Source organism: Proteinivorax hydrogeniformans, assembly GCF_040515995.1.
In the GTDB taxonomy this organism is placed as follows: domain Bacteria; phylum Bacillota; class Proteinivoracia; order Proteinivoracales; family Proteinivoracaceae; genus Proteinivorax; species Proteinivorax hydrogeniformans.
Genome location: NZ_CP159485.1, coordinates 1,624,475 through 1,643,359, shown reverse-complemented (window position 1 = coordinate 1,643,359; position 18,885 = coordinate 1,624,475). Strand labels below are relative to the sequence as shown.

Here is an 18,885-nt window from a genome sequence, read left to right as displayed (position 1 = left end):
TTGCGAAAGTAGTGTTGTAAAATGAAAAGTTTATACCTAAAACTTATTTATTTAATATTTGTGATAGTTAATTTAATCACCTATCAGAAATTAAGCTACCTAGATGTTATAATAACTTTGTTGTTACTAATTATAATCCTTTATCGCGACAAATTTTCCAAATATAATAAGGCTGCTTTGGTGGGCCAAGTTATTATCATAATTTTTGCAAGCATTTTAAACCCTGTCTATAGCCCGTTGTTGGCCTTGGGGTTATATGAAGTTTTTTTCAATAGACTAGAAATCTTTGCTTTACCAATTTTAGCTGTCGCCTTAACTTTAGAATTAGAGTTTCTGGTGTGGTCAGTGTTTTTACTACTAATAAGCTGGTATTTTGCCAAAACATCTAGAGCCCTTTATGACAGCAAGGTCAATCTTAAGGAAGCCTATGATAAAGAAAGAAAATTAAGGTACAGCTTAGAGAAAGCAAAACAAAATTTGCTAGAATCTAATAATCAAACTGTGTACTTAGCTGGGCTTAAAGAGCGAAACAGAATAGCTGTTCGACTCCATGATGAGCTAGGCCATTGTATAGCAGGGCAGCTTTTTCAACTACAGGCTATAAAAAAAGTGTTTAAACGAGAAGAAGACAAAGCGGAAAAAATGTTGGAAGACTGTATAGAAAAAATGAGGTCAAGTTTAGAATTGCTGAGAACTACAGTACATGATTTAAAGCCTAAAGAGGATATAAATATTGGGCTTGTTGACAATTTAATAAACAACTTTAATTTTTGTAAGATCCGGTATAATAAGCAAGGAGATTTTAATCAAATATCCTCTTCGCACTTAGGGATTATTTACTTTAATATTAAGGAAGCTCTTACAAATGTAGTTAAACACTCTAACGCAACAGATGTGGAGATTTCTATAAACAGCAATCCAAAGTTTACTAGAGTTTTTGTTAAAGATAATGGACGGGGCTGTCAAGGCAATATAAAGGAGAATTTAGGATTGTCTGCTATTAAGGAGAGAGTGAAATATGCTGGTGGTACTATATCTATAAGCTCTGAAAAAGGGTTTTTAATGGTTTTTTTACTACCTCAAAATAGCAAGGAAGGGGATGTGCTATTTGAAAGTGTTAATAGTTGATGATGATGGCCTTATAAGGGACTCTTTAAAAATGATTTTAGATTTAGAGGAAGATATAGAAGTTATAGCTACAGCAAAAAACGGAAAAGAATCGATTGATTTAACTTTGAAGCTGTGTCCTGATGTTATTCTCATGGATATAAGGATGCCTGAAATGGACGGAGTAGAAGCTACAAAGGTTATTAAAGATAAATATCAGCATGCTAAAATTCTAATTTTAACAACTTTTAAAGAACAAAGCTATATAGCAAAGGCGATAAAAAGTGGTGCTAACGGTTATATTTTAAAAAGTCAAAGGTCTGAAGATATAGTTGATGCTGTTCGCTCTATATATAAGGGTGGTAATTCAATTTTAGATAGTGATGTAATAGATAATTTAAAAGGAATGCTTAAGGAAGAAAAAAGCGATTTCACCGTAGATCAAAATTTAAGTCATAGAGAAATAGAGATACTAGAGCTTGTAGCTGAGGGACTTTCCAACAAGGAAATCGCCGATATCTTGCATCTAAGTCCGGGTACGGTAAGAAATTATATAACTACCTTGTTAGACAAACTCAGCTTAAGAGATAGAACCCAGTTGGCAATATATTACTTAAAAAACTAAAAGATTACCTTTTATCACCCTTCTTATAAGCTACATCAGTAAAATAGTGAGCATAAAGAAGGCAACTTCGCTAGAGTGCAAAGTTGCCTTTCTTTTATCGCAGGATAACTGGTTGTAAGCCCCCACTGATTGAAGTTTCACTTTATAATTTTATCCTTTTTAAGCTAGTAGTTTCTTCGCAGTAGGAGCAAATATATCCGTCTTCTCTGTTGTTTAACGTAAACTCAGGTGAAACATCCTTTTGCTCAAAACTTATACACCTTGGGTTTTTACATTTTACTATGCCTTTAATTTTCAAAGGTAAAGATACGCTCTTTTTGTCAATTATTTTTTCATCTTTGATATAGTTAATTGTTATGTTGCTATCTAAAATTCCAAGGTATTCAAGAGGAAGGTCATAGAAATTTTCAATTTTGACCACATCTTTTTTACCAGCTTTTGAACTGTCTGCATTTCTTAGCAAAATAACAGGCTCGTCGATATCTTTTAAGTTTAGTTTTGAAAAGATTTTTAATCCGTTTCCTGGAGTAATATGGTCAATTACAACACCATTTTTTATAGATGCTACCTTAAGCATTGGTATGTCCCCCTTTAATTAGTGTATGAATTAATGCCATGCGAATATAGACTCCCAGCTTTGCTTGGCGGAAAAAACCAGCTCGTGGGTCGCTATCCACTTCTATTGAAATCTCATTAACTCTAGGTAAGGGGTGAAGGACAAGCATATCTTTTTTGCCGTGTGATAACACACAGTTGTTGATGATGTAGTTATCTTTTAGTTTTAGATAGTCTTCTTCATTGAAAAAGCGTTCTTTTTGAATTCTCGTCGAATATAGCACATCGGCATCAGAAATTGCTGATTTTAAGTCTGTGCTTTCTTCAAACTCTGCGCCCATTTTAGTAAGTTGTTCTCTTAGGTAAGCAGGAATTTTAAGCTCTGAAGGAGAGATAAGTGTAAACTTGTTTCCTTTATATCTAGCTAAAGCAAGCAGTGTAGAATGAACAGTTCGCCCATGCTTTAAGTCTCCTACAAAAGCAAAGTTTTTGTTTTCTAAACTACCTTTTTCAGTAACTATTGTAAATAAGTCGGTAAGAGTTTGAGTGGGATGTTGATGTCCTCCGTCACCACCGTTTATAACAGGCACCTGTGAGTACTCTGACGCTAATAATGAGGAACCCTCTTTTGGATGGCGTATAACCATAATATCGCAATACCCGTCCATAACTCTTACGGTGTCCCAAAGGCCTTCCCCTTTTTTTGCAGAACTTTGATCGGAATCAGAAAAACCCAACACTTGACCACCCAACCTAAGCATTGCAGATTCAAAGCTAAGTCGGGTTCGAGTACTGGGTTCAAAAAACAACGTTCCTAAAATATGTCCTGCTAGTGAGTTGCTATACTTAGCAGGATTTTTTTTCATTTCTTTTGCTAAATTAAAAAGATAGTCTAACTCCTCCAAAGATAAATCTAAAGAATGACACAAATGTTTACAGTTTAATTTCATTGTTGTTGACCTCCTTATGGCCTCTCTGGACCGAATTAAAGAAAGTGAATATTTCTTGTCAAAAACTATAGCATATCCTAAAAAAAATTGCAAACATTTTTTTAGCTTTTACCTAACAGAATTTGCAGAGATGTTTAAGGGGAGTTACCTTTTGTAATTTTATCCTTGACAAATGAGATGCTAGGGTGTAAGCTTTATTGCAAGCTAGTAAATTTTAATTTTGCCCGAGAGGCAAAAAAATTTTGTCTAAATATAAGTAACCTTTTTTAAAATTAGTCCAGAGAGACTAAAAAGGAGGAAAATATCATGTTAAAGCTAACTATACAACAGAAACAACAGACCCCACACTTAGGTTTGTTGTCTTTTTTTATGCAAAAAAGGGGGAAAAGAGATGCTCTTTAAAAATGGAAGTATCTTTATAAAAGGTAAGCTAAGCAAAGCAGATATTTTAGTGGAAAGTGGCAAGATAGTAAAGATTTCAGATAAGATAGAAAAAGACCTACCATCTGTAGATATTACAGGCAAAGTTGTGCTCCCTGGATTTATAGATATCCATACTCACCTACGTACCCCCGGGCAAGAATATAAAGAAAATATAGAGTCGGGGACAAAGGCAGCAGTGGCAGGTGGGTTTACGGCGGTTTGTGCCATGCCAAACACCAACCCAGTATTAGATAACAAAAAAGAAATTGCTAGATTTCTTGAAAGGGGAAAAAAAGAGGGTGTATGTAAAGTGTTTGCTTTTTCTAGCAAAACTTTTCAGCAGCAAGGTAGAGAATTAGTAAATTTTGAGGCTGTATCTGATATGGTGATTGGATTTTCAGATGACGGTCAGCCGGTAGTAGAAAAAGATATGATGGAAAAGGCGCTATTAAAAGGTAGTAGTTTGAATAAGACTATTGTTTCTCACTGTGAAGTAAAAGAAGACGGACATATAAATAAAGGTGAAGTAAGCGAAAAATTAGGGATAAAAGGCATTTCCAACAAATCTGAGTGGCAGATGGTCAAAAGGGAGATAGGGCTTGCTAAAAGGCATAATACACCTGTGCATATAGCGCATGTTAGTACTAAAGAAAGTGTAAATCTTATAGCAGAAGCTAAAAGAAATGGAGTGCCAGTTACAGCGGAGGCTTGCCCCCATCACTTTTTATTAACCGACAAAGCTGTTGAAGAAATGGGGGCAATTGCAAAGGTTAACCCTCCTCTTAGAAGCGAAGCAGACAGGCTAGCTGTTTTAGATGCAATAAAAACTGGAGTAATAGATGCAGTAGCTACAGATCATGCACCTCATAGTCCTGAGGAGAAAATGGAGGTTGAAAAATCTCCATTTGGAATTGTAGGGTTAGAGACTACAGCAAAGCTTATGTTGGATTTAGTCAACAAAGGGAAGCTTACACTAGCTAAAGTTGTGGAGTTATTAAGCGAAAAACCCCATAAAATATTAGGGCTTACAGGCGGAGAAATTAAACAAGGTGTACCAGCTGACCTTACCATAGTTGATATGGATAAAGAGTATATCATAGAAGAAAAACCTAGATTTTCTAAGGGACAAAAAACACCCTTTGCCTTTAAAGCAGGAAAGGGTGATGTTCACATGACTATAGTCGATGGGAACATAGCTTATAAAAATAATGAGAAGGAGGGGTAATATGTTTGCAGCAAAGCTTTCTAAAGCAATAAAAGAAAAAAACAACCCATGTGTGGTGGGGTTAGATCCTACCATGGAAATGATGCCTGAGTTTTTACAAAAAAAGTATAATGTATCGGTGCAAAAGGAAAACATCCCTCAGATGTTTTTGGAGTTCAACAAAAATATAATAGACAGTGTGGCTGATTTAACGCCTGCCATAAAGGTTCAGGTGGCATTTTATGAGCGCTACGGGTTGGCAGGGATTGAAGCCTTTTATGAAACCTTAAAGTATTGTAAAGAAAAAGATGTTCTAACCATAGCTGATGTGAAAAGGGGGGATATAGGTAGCACAGCTTTAGCATACGCAGAAGGTCTTCTTCAGGAGCCTTCCATAGATAGCATCACAGTAAACCCCTTGTTTGGAACAGATGGGTTAACGCCTTTTGTAGATGTAGCTAAAAAAGAGGGGAAAGGTCTTTTCATTTTGCTAAAAACATCTAACCCTTCGTCCGCAGAACTACAGGATCTAGAGGTTGAAGGAGGTCAAAAGGTTTACCATAAAATTAGCGACATTATAGCTACTTTAGATGAAGATTGTAAGGGAGAATACTCTGATATGGGTGTAGTGGTGGGTGCTACTCATCCAGCCCAGCTAGCTGAGCTACGAAAGAAACAAAAAGGTTTTATGCTAGTTCCAGGCTATGGTGCCCAAGGAGGTAGCGGTAAAGATATCGTAGATGCCTTTGATGATGGAGGGCTAGGTGCCGTTGTAAATTCATCAAGGGGTATTACTTCCTACTATAAAAAAGTTAAAGCAGATGAAAAAGATTATGCAAAGTTTGCTAAAAAGAGCTTAGAAAACATGATAAAAGATATAAACTCTGCTTTAGCTCAAAAGAGGGGCAAATAATATGCTTACAGGTAAGATAGAAAAAAATCAACTGTTAGCTGATGATATATTTGAAATGGAGATTAAGTACTCAAATCTTTCTGCAAAGCCAGGACAGTTTATCAATGTGGTATGTGATGGCAAGTTGTTACCACGACCTATAAGCGTTTGCCAAAGTAAAAAAGAAAGTTTTGTGCTAGTTTATAAAGTGGTGGGTGAAGGAACTAAATGGCTTAGCAAAAGGATTAAAGGTAGTGAAATAAGGTTTTCGCCACCTTTAGGGAGAGGTTTTAATCTAGATATCAAAAATAAAAAGATTGCTATATTAGGAGGGGGAATGGGGATAGCTCCAATTCTTTCAGTAGCTCAAGCACTAGATAAAGCAGATGTTTTTTTAGGGTATAACAACGATGAATTTTTGCATGATAAATTCCCAAACAAGATATACAAAAGTTTCGCATCCAAAGGGGAGACAGTAATAGATAGGTTTGTAAATTCAAAGGTGGGCAAATCTTATGACTATGTAATAGCCTGTGGTCCTGAAGGAATGCTTAAAGCGCTGCAACAGGTTTGCAAAGAGAAAAATATACCCGGTCAAATCTCTATTGAGCAGCATATGGCTTGTGGAGTTGGGGCTTGCCTTGTTTGCAACTGTCAAACTAAACATGGATATAAGCTAGTGTGTAGCGATGGTCCGGTTTTTCCTATAGAGGAGGTTGTTTTTAATGACTAATTTAGCTACAAACTTTGCGGGACTTAAATTGAAAAATCCAGTAACTGTAGGATCAGGGACTTATGGGTTTGGCTCAGAGTATAAAAGGTTTTATAACCCTAATATTTTAGGGGCTATCACTTCAAAGGGTATGACGCTAAATGAGAAGGAGGGCAATCCTCCTGGACGCAGCATAGAAACCCCTAGCGGCATGCTAAACTGTGTAGGTCTGCAAAATCCTGGGGTGGAGTTTTTTGCTAAAGAGCACCTGCCTAAGTTGAAAGAAGATGGATGTACAGTTTTTGCCAATGTGGCTGGCAAAGATGTTGATGAGTATGTGGAGATTGTAAGATTTTTAGACAGTACTGAAGTTGATGCCATAGAGGTAAATCTAAGCTGTCCTAATGTCGCAGAAGGGGGTATTGCCTTTGGAACAGATCCTAAGGTTGTAGAAGAGGTCACACGCAAAACAGTGGCAGTAACTTCAAAACCGATTATCATCAAGTTAACCCCTAATGTTGCAGATATAGTATCCATTGCACAAGCTGCCCAAAATGGAGGAGCCCACGGGATTTCTTTAATCAATACTTTGTTAGGTATGTCTATAGATACAAAGAAGAGAAGGCCGGTGCTAAGTAACACCTTTGGAGGACTTTCAGGTCCTGCAATAAAGCCTGTAGCTTTAAGAATGGTTTATCAGGTTTATCCTCATATCGATATACCTATTATAGGTATGGGAGGAATAGTTAACTCGCAGGACGCATTGGAATTTATCATGGCGGGGGCCCAAATGGTTGCTGTAGGGACTGGAAATTTTGTCAATCCATTGGCTTGTCAAGAAATCATTGAAGGGTTAGAGATGTACCTAGAGGAAAATGATATTGAAGATATAAACCAACTGGTAGGAATCGCCCATAAATAAAGGAGGAGTTATAAATGGATAAAAAGATATTAGAGGCTTTTGAAAAAAGTAACGCTCTACAAACTGGACACTTTGTGCTAACGTCTGGAAGGCACAGCGACAAATACATGCAATGTGCTCAGGTTTTTCAATATCCTAAGTACAGCAACTTGCTATCGGAAGCTTTGGTAGATAAAATTAAACACCTTGAAATAGATGTGGTAGTAGGGCCAGCTATGGGAGGTCTTATCTTTGGTTTTAACGTAGCACAAAAGCTTGGAGTAAAAAGCATATTTGCCGAAAGAGTGGAAAAAAAGATGACTTTTAAAAGAGGGTTTACCATAAACCCCGGTGAAAAGGTGCTAATTGTAGAAGATGTTATTACAACCGGCGGTTCTGTAAAAGAAGTTATGGAGGTTGTAGAAGGCCTAGGTGGAGAGGTAGTCGCAGTAGGTTGTGCCGTTGATAGAACAGCAGGCAAGGATGTGGGGTACGAATTTTACAGCTTATATGAAATGGATATAAAAAGTTACGAACCTCATAACTGCCCGATGTGCAAAGAAAAAATGCCAACTACAAAGCCTGGGAGTACCGGGAAGAAATAAATGAATCCTATTATAATAAAAGGGAGCTGGCCTGCTAAAACAGGCCAGCTCCTTTTTGTTGAAGAAGTCATCCTGAACTTGCCGAAGGATCTAGCCCGCAAGGGCGCTAATTCAAACCCTAATTGGCCACGGTAAAAATAACGAAATAAGCTACATGCTTAGTCTAACCCCATTCATAATAGATAATCATAGAGGCAAGGCCCAGCTTTAAATGTAGCATAAATGAGAACTTTTAAGGTGTATATTATTAGCAAAAACTCCTGCAGTTTAACAAAAACTATTTATTTCCAGCCCAGCAGATTAAGCAGATTTAAAGCCTGCCCTTTGGCTCAGCAGAATAAGCAAGTTTATACGTTTTCGTGGCCAATTTTTGTAATGGTAATCAGTAGTATAAGGTCTGATGTTAGTAAAAACCACCATAACAAAATAGGACCTTTAATCCTCTCCGAAGCATCTCGAATGTTATCCTGAGCTTGCCGAAGGATCTAGCCCAAAGGGCGCAGGACCCAAACAAAGCTCAAACCCACGTTAGTCAGTTCAGGGTTAGTCATTTACCTCTGGGCTACGGTGTTTCTCTGCTGTTTCTCCACATGTTCGACACCTTTGGCTTATAAGACGACATATCCATGTCTTTGATGTTAATGAAAGATAGCTTAACGCCAAAGGCTTACTCACAGGGAGAAAAGACGCATCTAAACAATACGCCCTGCCAGCAAACGACAAACCCTTCAGTAAGCTTAAGCGGTAAAACCTAGCGAACGAACTACTGTATCCAAGACCAAGCAGAATAAACAGCCAGTATTTTTTTTCTTAACGTCATCCTGAGCGTAGCCGAAGGATCTAGCCCGCAAGGGCGCAGGACCCACACAAATGTCAAACCTAGGCTCAGGTCAGTTCAGGGTTTGTCGTTTGCTTCTGGGCTACGGAGTTCCTCTTTTGCAGACAGCTTATCAGCACCTATCTTCGTTGTTGCAATTGCTAGCTCAGACCAGTCACGTATTAGAAGATACGCTCCCGCCCTGGTCCATCAACTGCGCCTAGAATCTAGGCACTTCTAAGCAGTCTGGCCATTTGGGTCTCCTTATATGGTTACCAAAGTTGATTCCAACTTCTAACTTCCCACTTCACACTACTCACAAGCATTAATTTCTGGCCATTTGTCCAACCTCTTACTTCTCACCTCATACTACTAGTACTAATCCGCCCTGCCAGTAAATGACAAACCCTTCAGTAAGCTCAAGCTGTAAAATCTATAGAACCAACTACTGTATCTACGACCAAGCAGAATAAACAGCCAGTATTTTTTTTCTTAACGTCATCCTGAGCGTAGCCGAAGGATCTAGCCCACAAGGGCGCAGGACCCACGAAAAACTCAAACCTATGCCTTGGGTCATTTCAGGGTTTGTCATTTATTTCTGGGCTACGGAGTTCCTCTGCTGCAGACAGCTTATCAGCACCTATCTCCGTTGTTGCAATTGCTAGCCCAGACCAGTCACGTATTAGAAGATACGCTCCCGGCCCTGGTCCATCAATTGCGCCTAGAATCTAGGCACTCCTAACAGTCTGGCCATTTGGGTATCCTTATATGGTTACCAAAGTCGATTGCAACTTCTAACTTATAACTTCTCACTTCACACTACTCACAAGCATTAATTTCTGGCCATTTGTCCAACCTCTTACTTCTCACCTCATACTACTAGTACTAATCCGCCCTGCCAGTAAATGACAAACCCTTCAGTAAGCTCAAGCGGTAAAATCTATAGAACCAACTACTGTATCTACGACCAAGCAGAATAAACAGCCAGTATTTTTTTTCTTAACGTCATCCTGAGCGTAGCCGAAGGATCTAGCCCACAAGGGCGCAGGACCCACGAAAAACTCAAACCTATGCCTTGGGTCATTTCAGGGTTTGTCGTTTGCTTCTGGGCTACGGAGTTCCTCTTTTGCAGACAGCTTATCAGCACCTATCTTCGTTGTTGCAATTGCTAGCTCAGACCAGTCACGTATTAGAAGATACGCTCCCGGCCCTGGTCCATCAATTGCGCCTACAATTTAGGCACTCCTAAGCAGTCTGGCCATTTGGGTATCCTTATATGGTTACCAAAGTCGATTCCAACTTCCAACTTCTCACTACTGCTACAATACGCCCTGCCAGTAAATGACAAACCCTTCAGTAAGCTCAAGCGGTAAAATCTATAGAACCAACTACTGTATTTATGACCAAGCAGAATAAGCAAATTTGGAGTAAGTTTCAGACCCAGCATGTTGATATGCTCCCCTTTAGGTAGACAAAGTAAATAAAAAAACATTTCAAAGGGGAGTTTATTTTTATGAGTTCAAAAACTAAATATAATGCTGAAGAAAAATACTTAATAATAGAAGAGTATTTAAGTGGTAGTAGTAATAAAAGTATGGTTGCATATAAATACGGCCTTAACAGAGGCACAATATTTGATTGGCTTGATAAGTTTGAAAAACATGGCCTAGATGGTTTAGTTGACTGTAAAACAAGGGCAAGCTACTCTAAAAATTTAAAAGAAAACGCAATTAAAGATTATTTAACTGGTCAATACACACTAAGACACGTCACAGAAAAGTATGGAATTTCTGATCACAGTGTTTTACGTAAGTGGATTAAGAAGTATAATGGTCATAGAAAAAGTGATGCTAAGAAAGGAATGAGCTACTCTATGACAAAAAGAAAAACTTTTAATCTCGAGGATAAAATTGAAATAGTACAGTCTTGCATCGATAATAACCATGATTATAAATTTACCGCCGAAACCTACTCAGTATCCTATCAACAAGTTTATCAGTGGGTTAAAAAGTATGAATCTGGTGGCGAACAAAAACTCAAAGATAGACGTGGTAGAAAAAAAAGCAAAGATGAACTAACACCAGAAGAAAAGGCTCAGCATGAAATTAAGAGAATACAGGAAGAAAATGAAAAATTAAGAGCGGAAAATGCTTTATTAAAAAAGTTAAAGGAACTGGAGAGGGGGAATTACTAAGCAAAGTTAGTTCAAAGATTAAGTATATTGCTATTAAACAGCTGTATAACAAAAAACAATTTTCAATAACATTGTTATGTCAAGTTGCTGGTGTTGCTCGCTCTGCTTATTATAAATGGCTAAATAGAAAAGAAACTAAATTAGAAATAGAGAACAAACTAGTAAAAGAGAAAATGATTGAAATCTTCGACAAATCAGATGGTATTTTTGGATATAGAAGGTTAAAAATGTACCTAGACAAGAGTTTGAAAAGAGCTTTAATCATAAACGTATCTATCGTCTTATGAAAGATGCAGGGCTAAAATCAGTTATTCGAAAGAAAAAGAAACGCTATGTTAAATCAACTCCACAGCATATATCAGCGAACATATTAAACCGCAACTTTAAAGCAGACAGTACAAATGAAAAATGGGTTACAGATATTACAGAATTAAAATACGGAAGTAAAAAGGCCTACCTAAGTGCTATTTTAGATTTACATGATAATTCTATTGTGTCATATGTCATTGGACACTCAAACAATAACGAACTAGTATTTAACACTTTAGATAAGGCTCTAGATGTCGCCCCTGGAGCAGCATCCTTGCTTCATAGCGATCGAGGATTTCAATATACTTCCAAAGGCTTTAGACGTAAAATTGAGGATGCACAGATGACTCATAGCATGTCACGTGTTGGCAAATGCATTGATAATGCTCCAATGGAGAGCTTTTTTGGCACACTTAAGTGCGAAAAATATTATTTGCATGGAACTTACAAAACTTTTAATGAACTGAAAGAATCAATTGATGAGTATATCTTCTTTTATAACTACAAAAGATTGCAAGCAAAGTTAGGTGCTAAGAGTCCTATGGAATATAGGAGGCAAGCTAGTTAGATCATTTTTATTATTTATAATGTCTACTTGACAGGGGGCAGTTCATGTAGCTAATTTATACGTTTTCGCGGCCAATTGTTCTCAAAACCAGGCCTGGGTCAGTTCAGGGTTTGTCATTTATTTCTGGGCTACGGAGTTCCTCTGCTGCAGACAGCTTATCAGCACCTATCTTCGTTGTTGCAATTGCTAGCCCAGACCAGTCACGTATTAGAAGATACGCTCCCGGCCCTGGTACATCAATTGCGCCTAGAATCTAGGCACTCCTAAGCAGTCTGGCCATTTGGGTATCCTTATATGGTTACCAAAGTTGATTCCAACTTCTAACTTCTCACTTCACACTACTCACAAGCATTAATTTCTGGCCATTTGTCCAACCTCTTACTTCTCACCTCATACTACTAGTACTAATCCGCCCTGCCAGTAAATGACAAACCCTTCAGTAAGCTCAAGCTGTAAAATCTATAGAACCAACTACTGTATCTACGACCAAGCAGAATAAGCAAATTTGGAGTAAGTTCAGACCCAGCATGTAGCTAATTTATACGTTTTCGCGGCTAATTTTTTTGGTAATGGTAATCAGTAGTATAAGGTCTGATGTTAGTAAAAACACAAATAGGGGACCCGTTATCCCAACAATTGTAAATTCTTTTTTATAAGCTTTCGCCTCACACTACTCAAACTACCTATTGTTTCCACATCCGAAATTCATTATAATAGAACTATGACTGAAAAATTGTACGGATATGGGGGAGAGACATGGAAAACAATGTAGTATTAAATCAAAAAGGTAAATTGGCAAGCAAAGTGCCTTTTTTTTATGGGTGGATTATTGTTGTTGTAGGTATTTTCGGGGTATTTTTTTCCGGTCCAGGGCAGACATACTCCGTTTCTGTTTTTATAGAGTCATATATTGAAGAGTTTAGTTGGTCTAGATCTTATGTATCCAGCTTATATTCAATAGGAACACTTTGTGCAGGGCTTTTGATTTCTTTTGTTGGCAAGCTTTTAGATGTTAAGGGGCATAGGAGGGTTATGCCCGTTATTATTTCGCTTTTTGCCATAGCATGCTTTTGGATGGTATTTGTATCTGCTCCATGGATGCTGCTTTTAGGGTTTTTCTCTGTAAGGCTTTTAGGGCAGGGGTCGATGACTCTTATGTCATCGACTTTGATACCACAATGGTTTTACAAGCATAGAGGGAAAGCGCTCAGCCTTATGGCTATTGGAGCAGTTTCAAGTTCATTTATCTTACCTCCTTTAAACACCTGGATAATTCAAAATATTGGATGGCAGGTAGGCTGGTTGGTCTGGGGGACTCTTTTATTAGTTATTATGCTTCCTATCGCTATTATTTTTGTAAAGAACAGGCCGGAGGATATTGGTGAAGCACCAGATGGTCATAATCAAAATCTAGATTTAACTAAAGCCGATGTAAAACTGGCTAACAACGAAACTTCATGGACGCTAAAAGAAGCTATGAAAACTAGGGCATTTTGGCTGCTGTTGTTTTGTGTAACAGTTCCTGCTGCTCTTAATACAGGACTGACTTTCCACTTGGCGTCGATTATGGATTATTTAGGATTTTCTGGCGATAACGCCCCTATGCTAGCAGCATCGGTGCTAAGTATCTATGCAGTTTCTCAGTTTGTAAATAACTTTATAGCCGGTGTTGTTGGTGATAAATATAAAGATAACCTCATAATGGCTTTTACCTTTGTTGGTTTTTTCTTAATTGTGGCGATGTTTTTGACAGTTAAATACTTTAATTTGACATCAACAATAATGGTTGTTATTTTGGGAGTTATATGGGGAGGAGTAAATGGCTATTTTGCCATTACTAACAATATGATTTGGCCTAATTACTTTGGCAGAAGGCATTTAGGAAGTATCAAAGGTTTTACGATGACTGGTATGGTAATAGGGTCAGCGGCAGGTCCGCTACCATTTGGGTTTGCTTATGATATTTTTGGAGGATACACAGAGATTTTAATTATAACAGCAGTATTTCCAGCCCTAGCAATTTTAGCTTCAGCCATATCACCAAAACCAACGAAAATATAAATTTGGTAAAAAATATACCGGCCTTTTATAAAACACATGGTTTTATAAGAGGCCGGTGCGTTTTTGTTAACGTCATAGACCGAATAATACCCTGCCGGCAAAATGACAAACCCTTCAGCCGTTATGGATTTTTCTACTATCTAACCATTTTCTATCCAACTTATTTAAATCGTAGAACAGCCACTTAACCTTTTTTACTCTAACCCCAGTTCCTTTCTCTTGCCTTCGATGTGGTCAACATAGGTTTGAATTGCTTTTTCAGCATCTAATTCTACCATAAGCTTTCCAAGACCTAAGGTTTCAGTAGTTTTAGTCAGTGTTTCAACTACAACCTCACTTCCAGTAACAGAAGGCACAGGAGCTACATGAACTAGCCAACCTAAAGCAACAGCTGTGCAAGCGTCTGCTACTGCTTTTTGCTCAAGGTATTCGGGAGCTCCAATTACTAACGGGAGCTTGTTGGTATCAACATCTAGTTCATCAGCAATTTCCATGGCGGTATGGGTCATTTTGCCTATATCTACACAAGCGCCATACGATAGTACAGGTGGTATCCCTAGCTGCTTACAAACTGCTTTAAGTCCGTCGCCAGCTTCCTCAGCAGCTTCTGGGTTAGTTAAGTTTGTGTACTCCATAACTGCAGATGTACAACCGCCTGAAAGCACTAGTATATTATTTTCAATTAACTCTTTAGTAATCTTAAATATGTTGCTACCACCTTGACCATATTGTGCGGTGGTACAACCAACAATTGTAGCAATCCCACGAATATTTCCGTTGGCTATCTGTTCAACTAGTGGTTTAAGTGAGCCTCCTAAAGCTTCTTTTACCGATTCAGTGCTAAACCCAACGGTACAGTCAGAGGTGTGCTGTGGAATATATACTTCTCTATTTTCCTCTTTACGTTTTTTATAAGCCTCTAGTGCCATATCCAGCACCTTTTCAGCTTGCTCTTCCATTTTTTCTGGAACAAAATCAATAGTTTCTGTTCCCTGAAGTTTAATTACTGGATGGGTGCTGACAAGTTTTGTGCCAAAACGTTTAGCATATATAGGAAGAGTAGGAACAGTACAGTTATAGTCAAACATAAATAAATCTACAACTCCTGTGGCTAACAGGTACTCTTCTGATAACCATTCTCCTTCTTGGCCTACATAAGCACTCATTTTTTGCGAACCCTCATAGTTTAACAGCTGTTGACCTTCACAGACGTGTCCGAGAACCTGTATGCCTTCAGCTCCTGCTTCTTTTGCTTTTTGTTGCCACTTTTCAGTAGATGCCATTTCTATAGCAACGTGGGCGAGAAGGGGCATGTGACCATTTGTTATAATATTCACCTTTTCTTCTTTTAAAAGCCCCATATTTTGTTTACGTTCAGTTATTTTTTGAGTTCCGATTAAAATTTCTTGTAAAATATCTAAGGCAAACAGACCTTGGTATTCATTGGCTATACCCATACGTACCCCATTAAGTAAAAATGTTACAGGGTCAGATGTAAAGTTTGTCATGCACATAGTTTGGGCATAGGCAACTTCGCTATAACCGCCACCAGGGAAGATACCCAGTTTTCTCCATAATTCCTTCCTTTTTGTTGGAGCAAAGGCGTTAACAAGCTTTGATTCTATATGGTAAGGGCTGTGGATATCATCCATTACTAAGGTAGCTAACTCCACTGCAACCTTGTTTATGTCGTTATCTGTATCAATACCTAGCATTTCAGCGTATCGCTTAAGTTTCCCTTCATCTCTAATTTTTAATCCACTTTCAGGACTGGTAGCAGCAGCTTTAAGTGTTCGGGCCGCTTGGTGAGCATGAAAGATGTTGGCGGAAGTTCCTATAGTCACATGTCTATAGGTAAAGTTACGAGCTACCATGGTGTGAGCATCTACTCCACAGACACCTCTAGGAGCCTTTTGAGAAATTCTACACGGACCATTGGCACATAACTGGCAGGACAAACCTTCGATACAGAACTTACATTGAGGTTGTTGCTCAGAGAAACGATCAAACACATTTGTCATATTAGATTTGTGAACCACCTGATACATTTCTCTCATGGCAGGATCTATAATGACATTCAGTGGGTAGCCCTCTTTGGACTGATCAGATGTTTTGATATGTTCACGCTGCCACTTATATAACTTTTCACCCTGAGGTGATTTTTCTAAGCTTTGATAATCTACTTTAACTTGACTATGCAAATCACTGTGGTCTTCGGGGTCATTTGTTCCAGCTAAGACACCATCGTCTGCCTTATCGGAGACCTTTCCTGGCTTAATAGTTTCTTTAAACTTTTTAAACATTAAAAAACCTCCCTAATTATTATACTTATTGATAGCTTTTACCCTTTTTGAAAAATAATGCTATATCTTTTAATGTCAAGGTAGCAACGGCGTGTTAAAGTAAACCTTTACCTAAATAAGATAATGGCTAAATTACCCAGAAAACTGTTTCTATATAAAGTATCTAATACATAAAATTAAATTTCTGCAATGTATTGACAGATAAAAACTGGATGTTTATAATTTAAATGAGAATAACTTTCAAGTGATTTTATTTTTGGAGTCAGTTGATAATAGTTATCAATTAACCATTCTTGGGAGGATCAAGATGACGTTATTAGATTTAAATAAAAATAAAGTTTCTAAAGTCGTATATTTGGAGGTTTCTAAAAGTGGGTCTCTCTCAGTTTACTCAATGGTGTGAATGTAAAATTTCCTCTATAGCACCAGCAAGAGCTTTATATAGCTTTTTATATAAAAAAGCTGTGATGGAGGAAATAGAATTAGCAGAGGTAAGTGAAAGTGATAATGTGCTATTTATAGGTGGAGGGGCGGTCCCGTACACATCAATTTATATTGCGGAAAAATGTAATAAGATAACGGTTATTGACTGTAATAAATGTTGTGTAAGTAAAGCACAAAGCTTATTAAAAAAGTTAAAGGTTGGAAATATAGAGGTAAAAAATGTTGATGGCCAAGATTACGATTTTAGCCCATATAACGTTATTTTTGTTCCGCTGCAGGCTGAACCTAAGAAAGAAATACTTAAGTCAATAGCACTAACAGCAGATAGAGAAGCAAAGATATTAATTAGGGCTCCTAAAGCAAGCTGTAAATGTTATACTCCTATAGAAAATATACCAGCTAAACTAGAAAAGTTTAAAAAGCTTAAACAGATAACATTTGATAAAACTTTTTTATGTAGGGCAAAGGATATTAAAGCATGATCTAGAAAAGATTTGGGATATAATAAAATTATGTTATAAGATATTTTTACAAAATTTTAAGTTAACAACAAAGGGCCGCTCATATTCCTTATGAGCAGCCCTTTGTTGACTTTTGATTAGTTTTTAACTACTGATGGATACTATTTTCTAAAGTTTAATATCTGAAATAATGGTTTTATCTCTTTTAATTTTATTGTTCTTGTGAAAAGCAGCGTTGCCCCGAACAGGCCACTTGTGATTATAAGGTTTACAAGCAGCTGAGTTAATTGGAATGACTCTGTTGGCAGGAATACATCTGATACTTTATAAGAAAAAAGTGCACAGATTAACGGTTTTATAAACCAATTTAAAATTTCAAACTTAAAGTAGAAAACACTTTTTATAGTAAAGTAATCTAAAAAGAAAGAGAAGGTGTTGACAAGGGCAAATGTCCACACGGCACCCATTATACCAATACGACTAACTGACAGTAATAGTAAGCTTAGGTTGAGGACTGTTAAAATAATGAGGTTTCTAAGTGCTAAGGTTGGGCGTCCAAGTCCGTGTAGAACTGAGGTAAAGATGTGGTGTGGATAAATAAATATACATGATATAGCTAAAACGGTTAAATAAGAACCTGCTTCTTTGTATCCAAAGATTATGTAAGGTATTTGATAATTATATAAACTGAGTACGAGCGCTACAGAAAAACCCAATAAAATGGTAAATTTACTCGCCATCTTAATTCTAATCCGAGCTAAACTGTGGTTTTTCTGCTCTATAGCCTCAGAAATTCCTGGTAGTAAGCTTACAGCAATGGGGAAGCTAAAGACAGTAGGAAAGAAAATTAGCGGCAAAGCCATTCCACTAAAATAGCCTAAAGATTCTACGGCCAGTTCTTGTGTGTAGCCTGCCAACCTCAATGCTCGTGGAATTATTAAGTTCCCTAAGGAATAATTAGTAGTTGCCACTAGGCTGCCAAGTCCGATAGGGATTGCTAACATAAACAAATTTTTAAGTAACTGGTGTGCGGCTTTTTCTTCTTGATAGGATCCCTGTTTTTTTATTTTTTTGGATGAAAAAAGATAAAAAGAAAACAGTACTAAAAAACCAAAGAGTTCTGCGATTCCCATACCTAAAACTGTTCCAGAAGCAGCTGCCACCGTTCCTCTCTTTAGCAAGGGGACTATTATTAGCGGTATTGACAGTAACCTAAATATTTGCTCTGTTATTTGTGAAGTGGCCGTTGGAAGCATATTTTTTTGCCCTTGAAAATAACCTTGAAACACTTGGGAAAGAGCTACAAAAAAGATCGAAATGCTTATAAATCTAAGGGGTAGTATAAGTCTTGCATCATCGTATAAAATCATTGCTATATTTGGAGCGAAAATTAGCACAAACAAAGCGATAAACAAGGATGTTACAAACACTAAAGTTATAGTTAATCTAAAGTTTTTTTGTGCATTTTTAAAATCACCTTTTGCCATAAATTCTGAAGTTGTTTTTGACAGGCTTTGAGTCATTCCTATAGTGGCTAATGTGAGACAAGCTGAATATACAGTAAAGGTCATTTGATATAGACCTAAACCCTGTGGTCCAATAGTTCTGGACAATATTGTTTGATATAGCATACCTAAAAATCTTGCAAATAAAGAAGCACACATCAACAAAAAAGTTTGTCTTAATAATGATTTTTTCATATTCTATCCTCTCCCTAAACTAAAGATATTTAAACGAAAACAAATATATGCTTT

General features: G+C 37.4%; 16 protein-coding genes. 12 read left to right on the top strand and 4 right to left on the bottom strand.

Going from position 1 to position 18,885, the window contains the following annotated elements; all coding sequences use genetic code 11:
• Positions 1 to 21: 21 nt before the first annotated feature.
• Together PRVXH_RS07890 and PRVXH_RS07885 are read left to right on the top strand one after the other, a co-directional pair.
• Positions 22 to 1,128, top strand: coding sequence for a histidine kinase (locus PRVXH_RS07890; RefSeq protein ID WP_353892244.1), 1,107 nt, complete (start codon positions 22 to 24; stop codon positions 1,126 to 1,128).
• Positions 1,100 to 1,732: a response regulator transcription factor gene (locus PRVXH_RS07885; RefSeq protein WP_353892243.1), complete on the top strand. Its 633-nt coding sequence runs from the start codon at positions 1,100 to 1,102 to the stop codon at positions 1,730 to 1,732. The genes PRVXH_RS07890 and PRVXH_RS07885 overlap by 29 nt, the downstream gene beginning before the upstream one ends.
• 142 nt (positions 1,733 to 1,874) lie before the next feature.
• Here PRVXH_RS07885 and PRVXH_RS07880 read toward each other — a convergent pair whose 3' ends face one another.
• Both PRVXH_RS07880 and pyrB read right to left on the bottom strand, forming a co-directional pair.
• Positions 1,875 to 2,309, bottom strand: coding sequence for an aspartate carbamoyltransferase regulatory subunit (locus PRVXH_RS07880; protein WP_350344805.1), 435 nt, complete (start codon positions 2,307 to 2,309; stop codon positions 1,875 to 1,877).
• Positions 2,302 to 3,237, bottom strand: coding sequence for an aspartate carbamoyltransferase (gene pyrB, locus PRVXH_RS07875; protein WP_353892242.1), 936 nt, complete (start codon positions 3,235 to 3,237; stop codon positions 2,302 to 2,304). Before pyrB ends, PRVXH_RS07880 begins: the two co-directional genes overlap by 8 nt.
• A 391-nt stretch (positions 3,238 to 3,628) precedes the next feature.
• On the opposite strand from pyrB, the gene PRVXH_RS07870 reads away from it, so the two are divergent.
• The 9 genes from PRVXH_RS07870 (at position 3,629) to PRVXH_RS07830 (ending at position 13,923) form a co-directional block, all read left to right on the top strand.
• On the top strand, positions 3,629 to 4,885 hold the full coding sequence (locus PRVXH_RS07870; RefSeq protein ID WP_353892241.1) for a dihydroorotase: 1,257 nt from the start codon (positions 3,629 to 3,631) through the stop codon (positions 4,883 to 4,885).
• 1 nt (position 4,886) lies between these two features.
• Positions 4,887 to 5,777 (top strand): orotidine-5'-phosphate decarboxylase, encoded by an 891-nt coding sequence (pyrF, locus tag PRVXH_RS07865; protein WP_353892240.1) that lies wholly within the window; start codon positions 4,887 to 4,889, stop codon positions 5,775 to 5,777.
• Position 5,778: 1 nt separating this feature from the next.
• Positions 5,779 to 6,489 carry a dihydroorotate dehydrogenase electron transfer subunit gene (locus PRVXH_RS07860; protein WP_353892239.1) on the top strand — a complete coding sequence of 237 codons (711 nt, stop codon included), beginning with the start codon at positions 5,779 to 5,781 and terminating at the stop codon, positions 6,487 to 6,489.
• Positions 6,482 to 7,390: a dihydroorotate dehydrogenase gene (locus tag PRVXH_RS07855; protein WP_353892238.1), complete on the top strand. Its 909-nt coding sequence runs from the start codon at positions 6,482 to 6,484 to the stop codon at positions 7,388 to 7,390. The genes PRVXH_RS07860 and PRVXH_RS07855 overlap by 8 nt, the downstream gene beginning before the upstream one ends.
• Before the next feature lie 14 nt (positions 7,391 to 7,404).
• Positions 7,405 to 7,974, top strand: a complete 570-nt coding sequence (gene pyrE / locus PRVXH_RS07850) for an orotate phosphoribosyltransferase (protein WP_353892237.1) — start codon at positions 7,405 to 7,407, stop codon at positions 7,972 to 7,974.
• Positions 7,975 to 10,304: 2,330 nt separating this feature from the next.
• A complete protein-coding gene (locus tag PRVXH_RS07845) occupies positions 10,305 to 10,985 on the top strand; it encodes a helix-turn-helix domain-containing protein (protein WP_353892236.1) in 681 nt (226 codons plus the stop codon).
• 71 nt (positions 10,986 to 11,056) lie between these two features.
• Complete coding sequence (locus PRVXH_RS07840; protein ID WP_353892235.1) at positions 11,057 to 11,272, top strand: hypothetical protein; 216 nt, start codon at positions 11,057 to 11,059, stop codon at positions 11,270 to 11,272.
• Positions 11,269 to 11,862 carry an IS3 family transposase gene (locus tag PRVXH_RS07835; RefSeq protein WP_353892234.1) on the top strand — a complete coding sequence of 198 codons (594 nt, stop codon included), beginning with the start codon at positions 11,269 to 11,271 and terminating at the stop codon, positions 11,860 to 11,862. Before PRVXH_RS07840 ends, PRVXH_RS07835 begins: the two co-directional genes overlap by 4 nt.
• A 756-nt stretch (positions 11,863 to 12,618) precedes the next feature.
• On the top strand, positions 12,619 to 13,923 hold the full coding sequence (locus PRVXH_RS07830; RefSeq protein WP_353892233.1) for an MFS transporter: 1,305 nt from the start codon (positions 12,619 to 12,621) through the stop codon (positions 13,921 to 13,923).
• Between the two features lie 194 nt (positions 13,924 to 14,117).
• Here the strand turns inward: PRVXH_RS07830 and cooS are convergent, their stop codons facing one another.
• Positions 14,118 to 16,226 carry an anaerobic carbon-monoxide dehydrogenase catalytic subunit gene (gene cooS / locus PRVXH_RS07825; protein WP_353892232.1) on the bottom strand — a complete coding sequence of 703 codons (2,109 nt, stop codon included), beginning with the start codon at positions 16,224 to 16,226 and terminating at the stop codon, positions 14,118 to 14,120.
• 371 nt (positions 16,227 to 16,597) lie between these two features.
• Here cooS and PRVXH_RS07820 point away from each other — a divergent pair, with 371 nt between their 5' ends.
• Entirely contained in the window at positions 16,598 to 17,152 is a 555-nt protein-coding gene (locus PRVXH_RS07820) for a hypothetical protein (RefSeq protein WP_353892231.1), read from the top strand.
• Between the two features lie 140 nt (positions 17,153 to 17,292).
• Here the strand turns inward: PRVXH_RS07820 and PRVXH_RS07815 are convergent, their stop codons facing one another.
• A complete protein-coding gene (locus tag PRVXH_RS07815; RefSeq protein WP_353892230.1) occupies positions 17,293 to 18,831 on the bottom strand; it encodes a polysaccharide biosynthesis protein in 1,539 nt (512 codons plus the stop codon).
• Between the last annotated feature and the right edge of the window lie 54 nt (positions 18,832 to 18,885).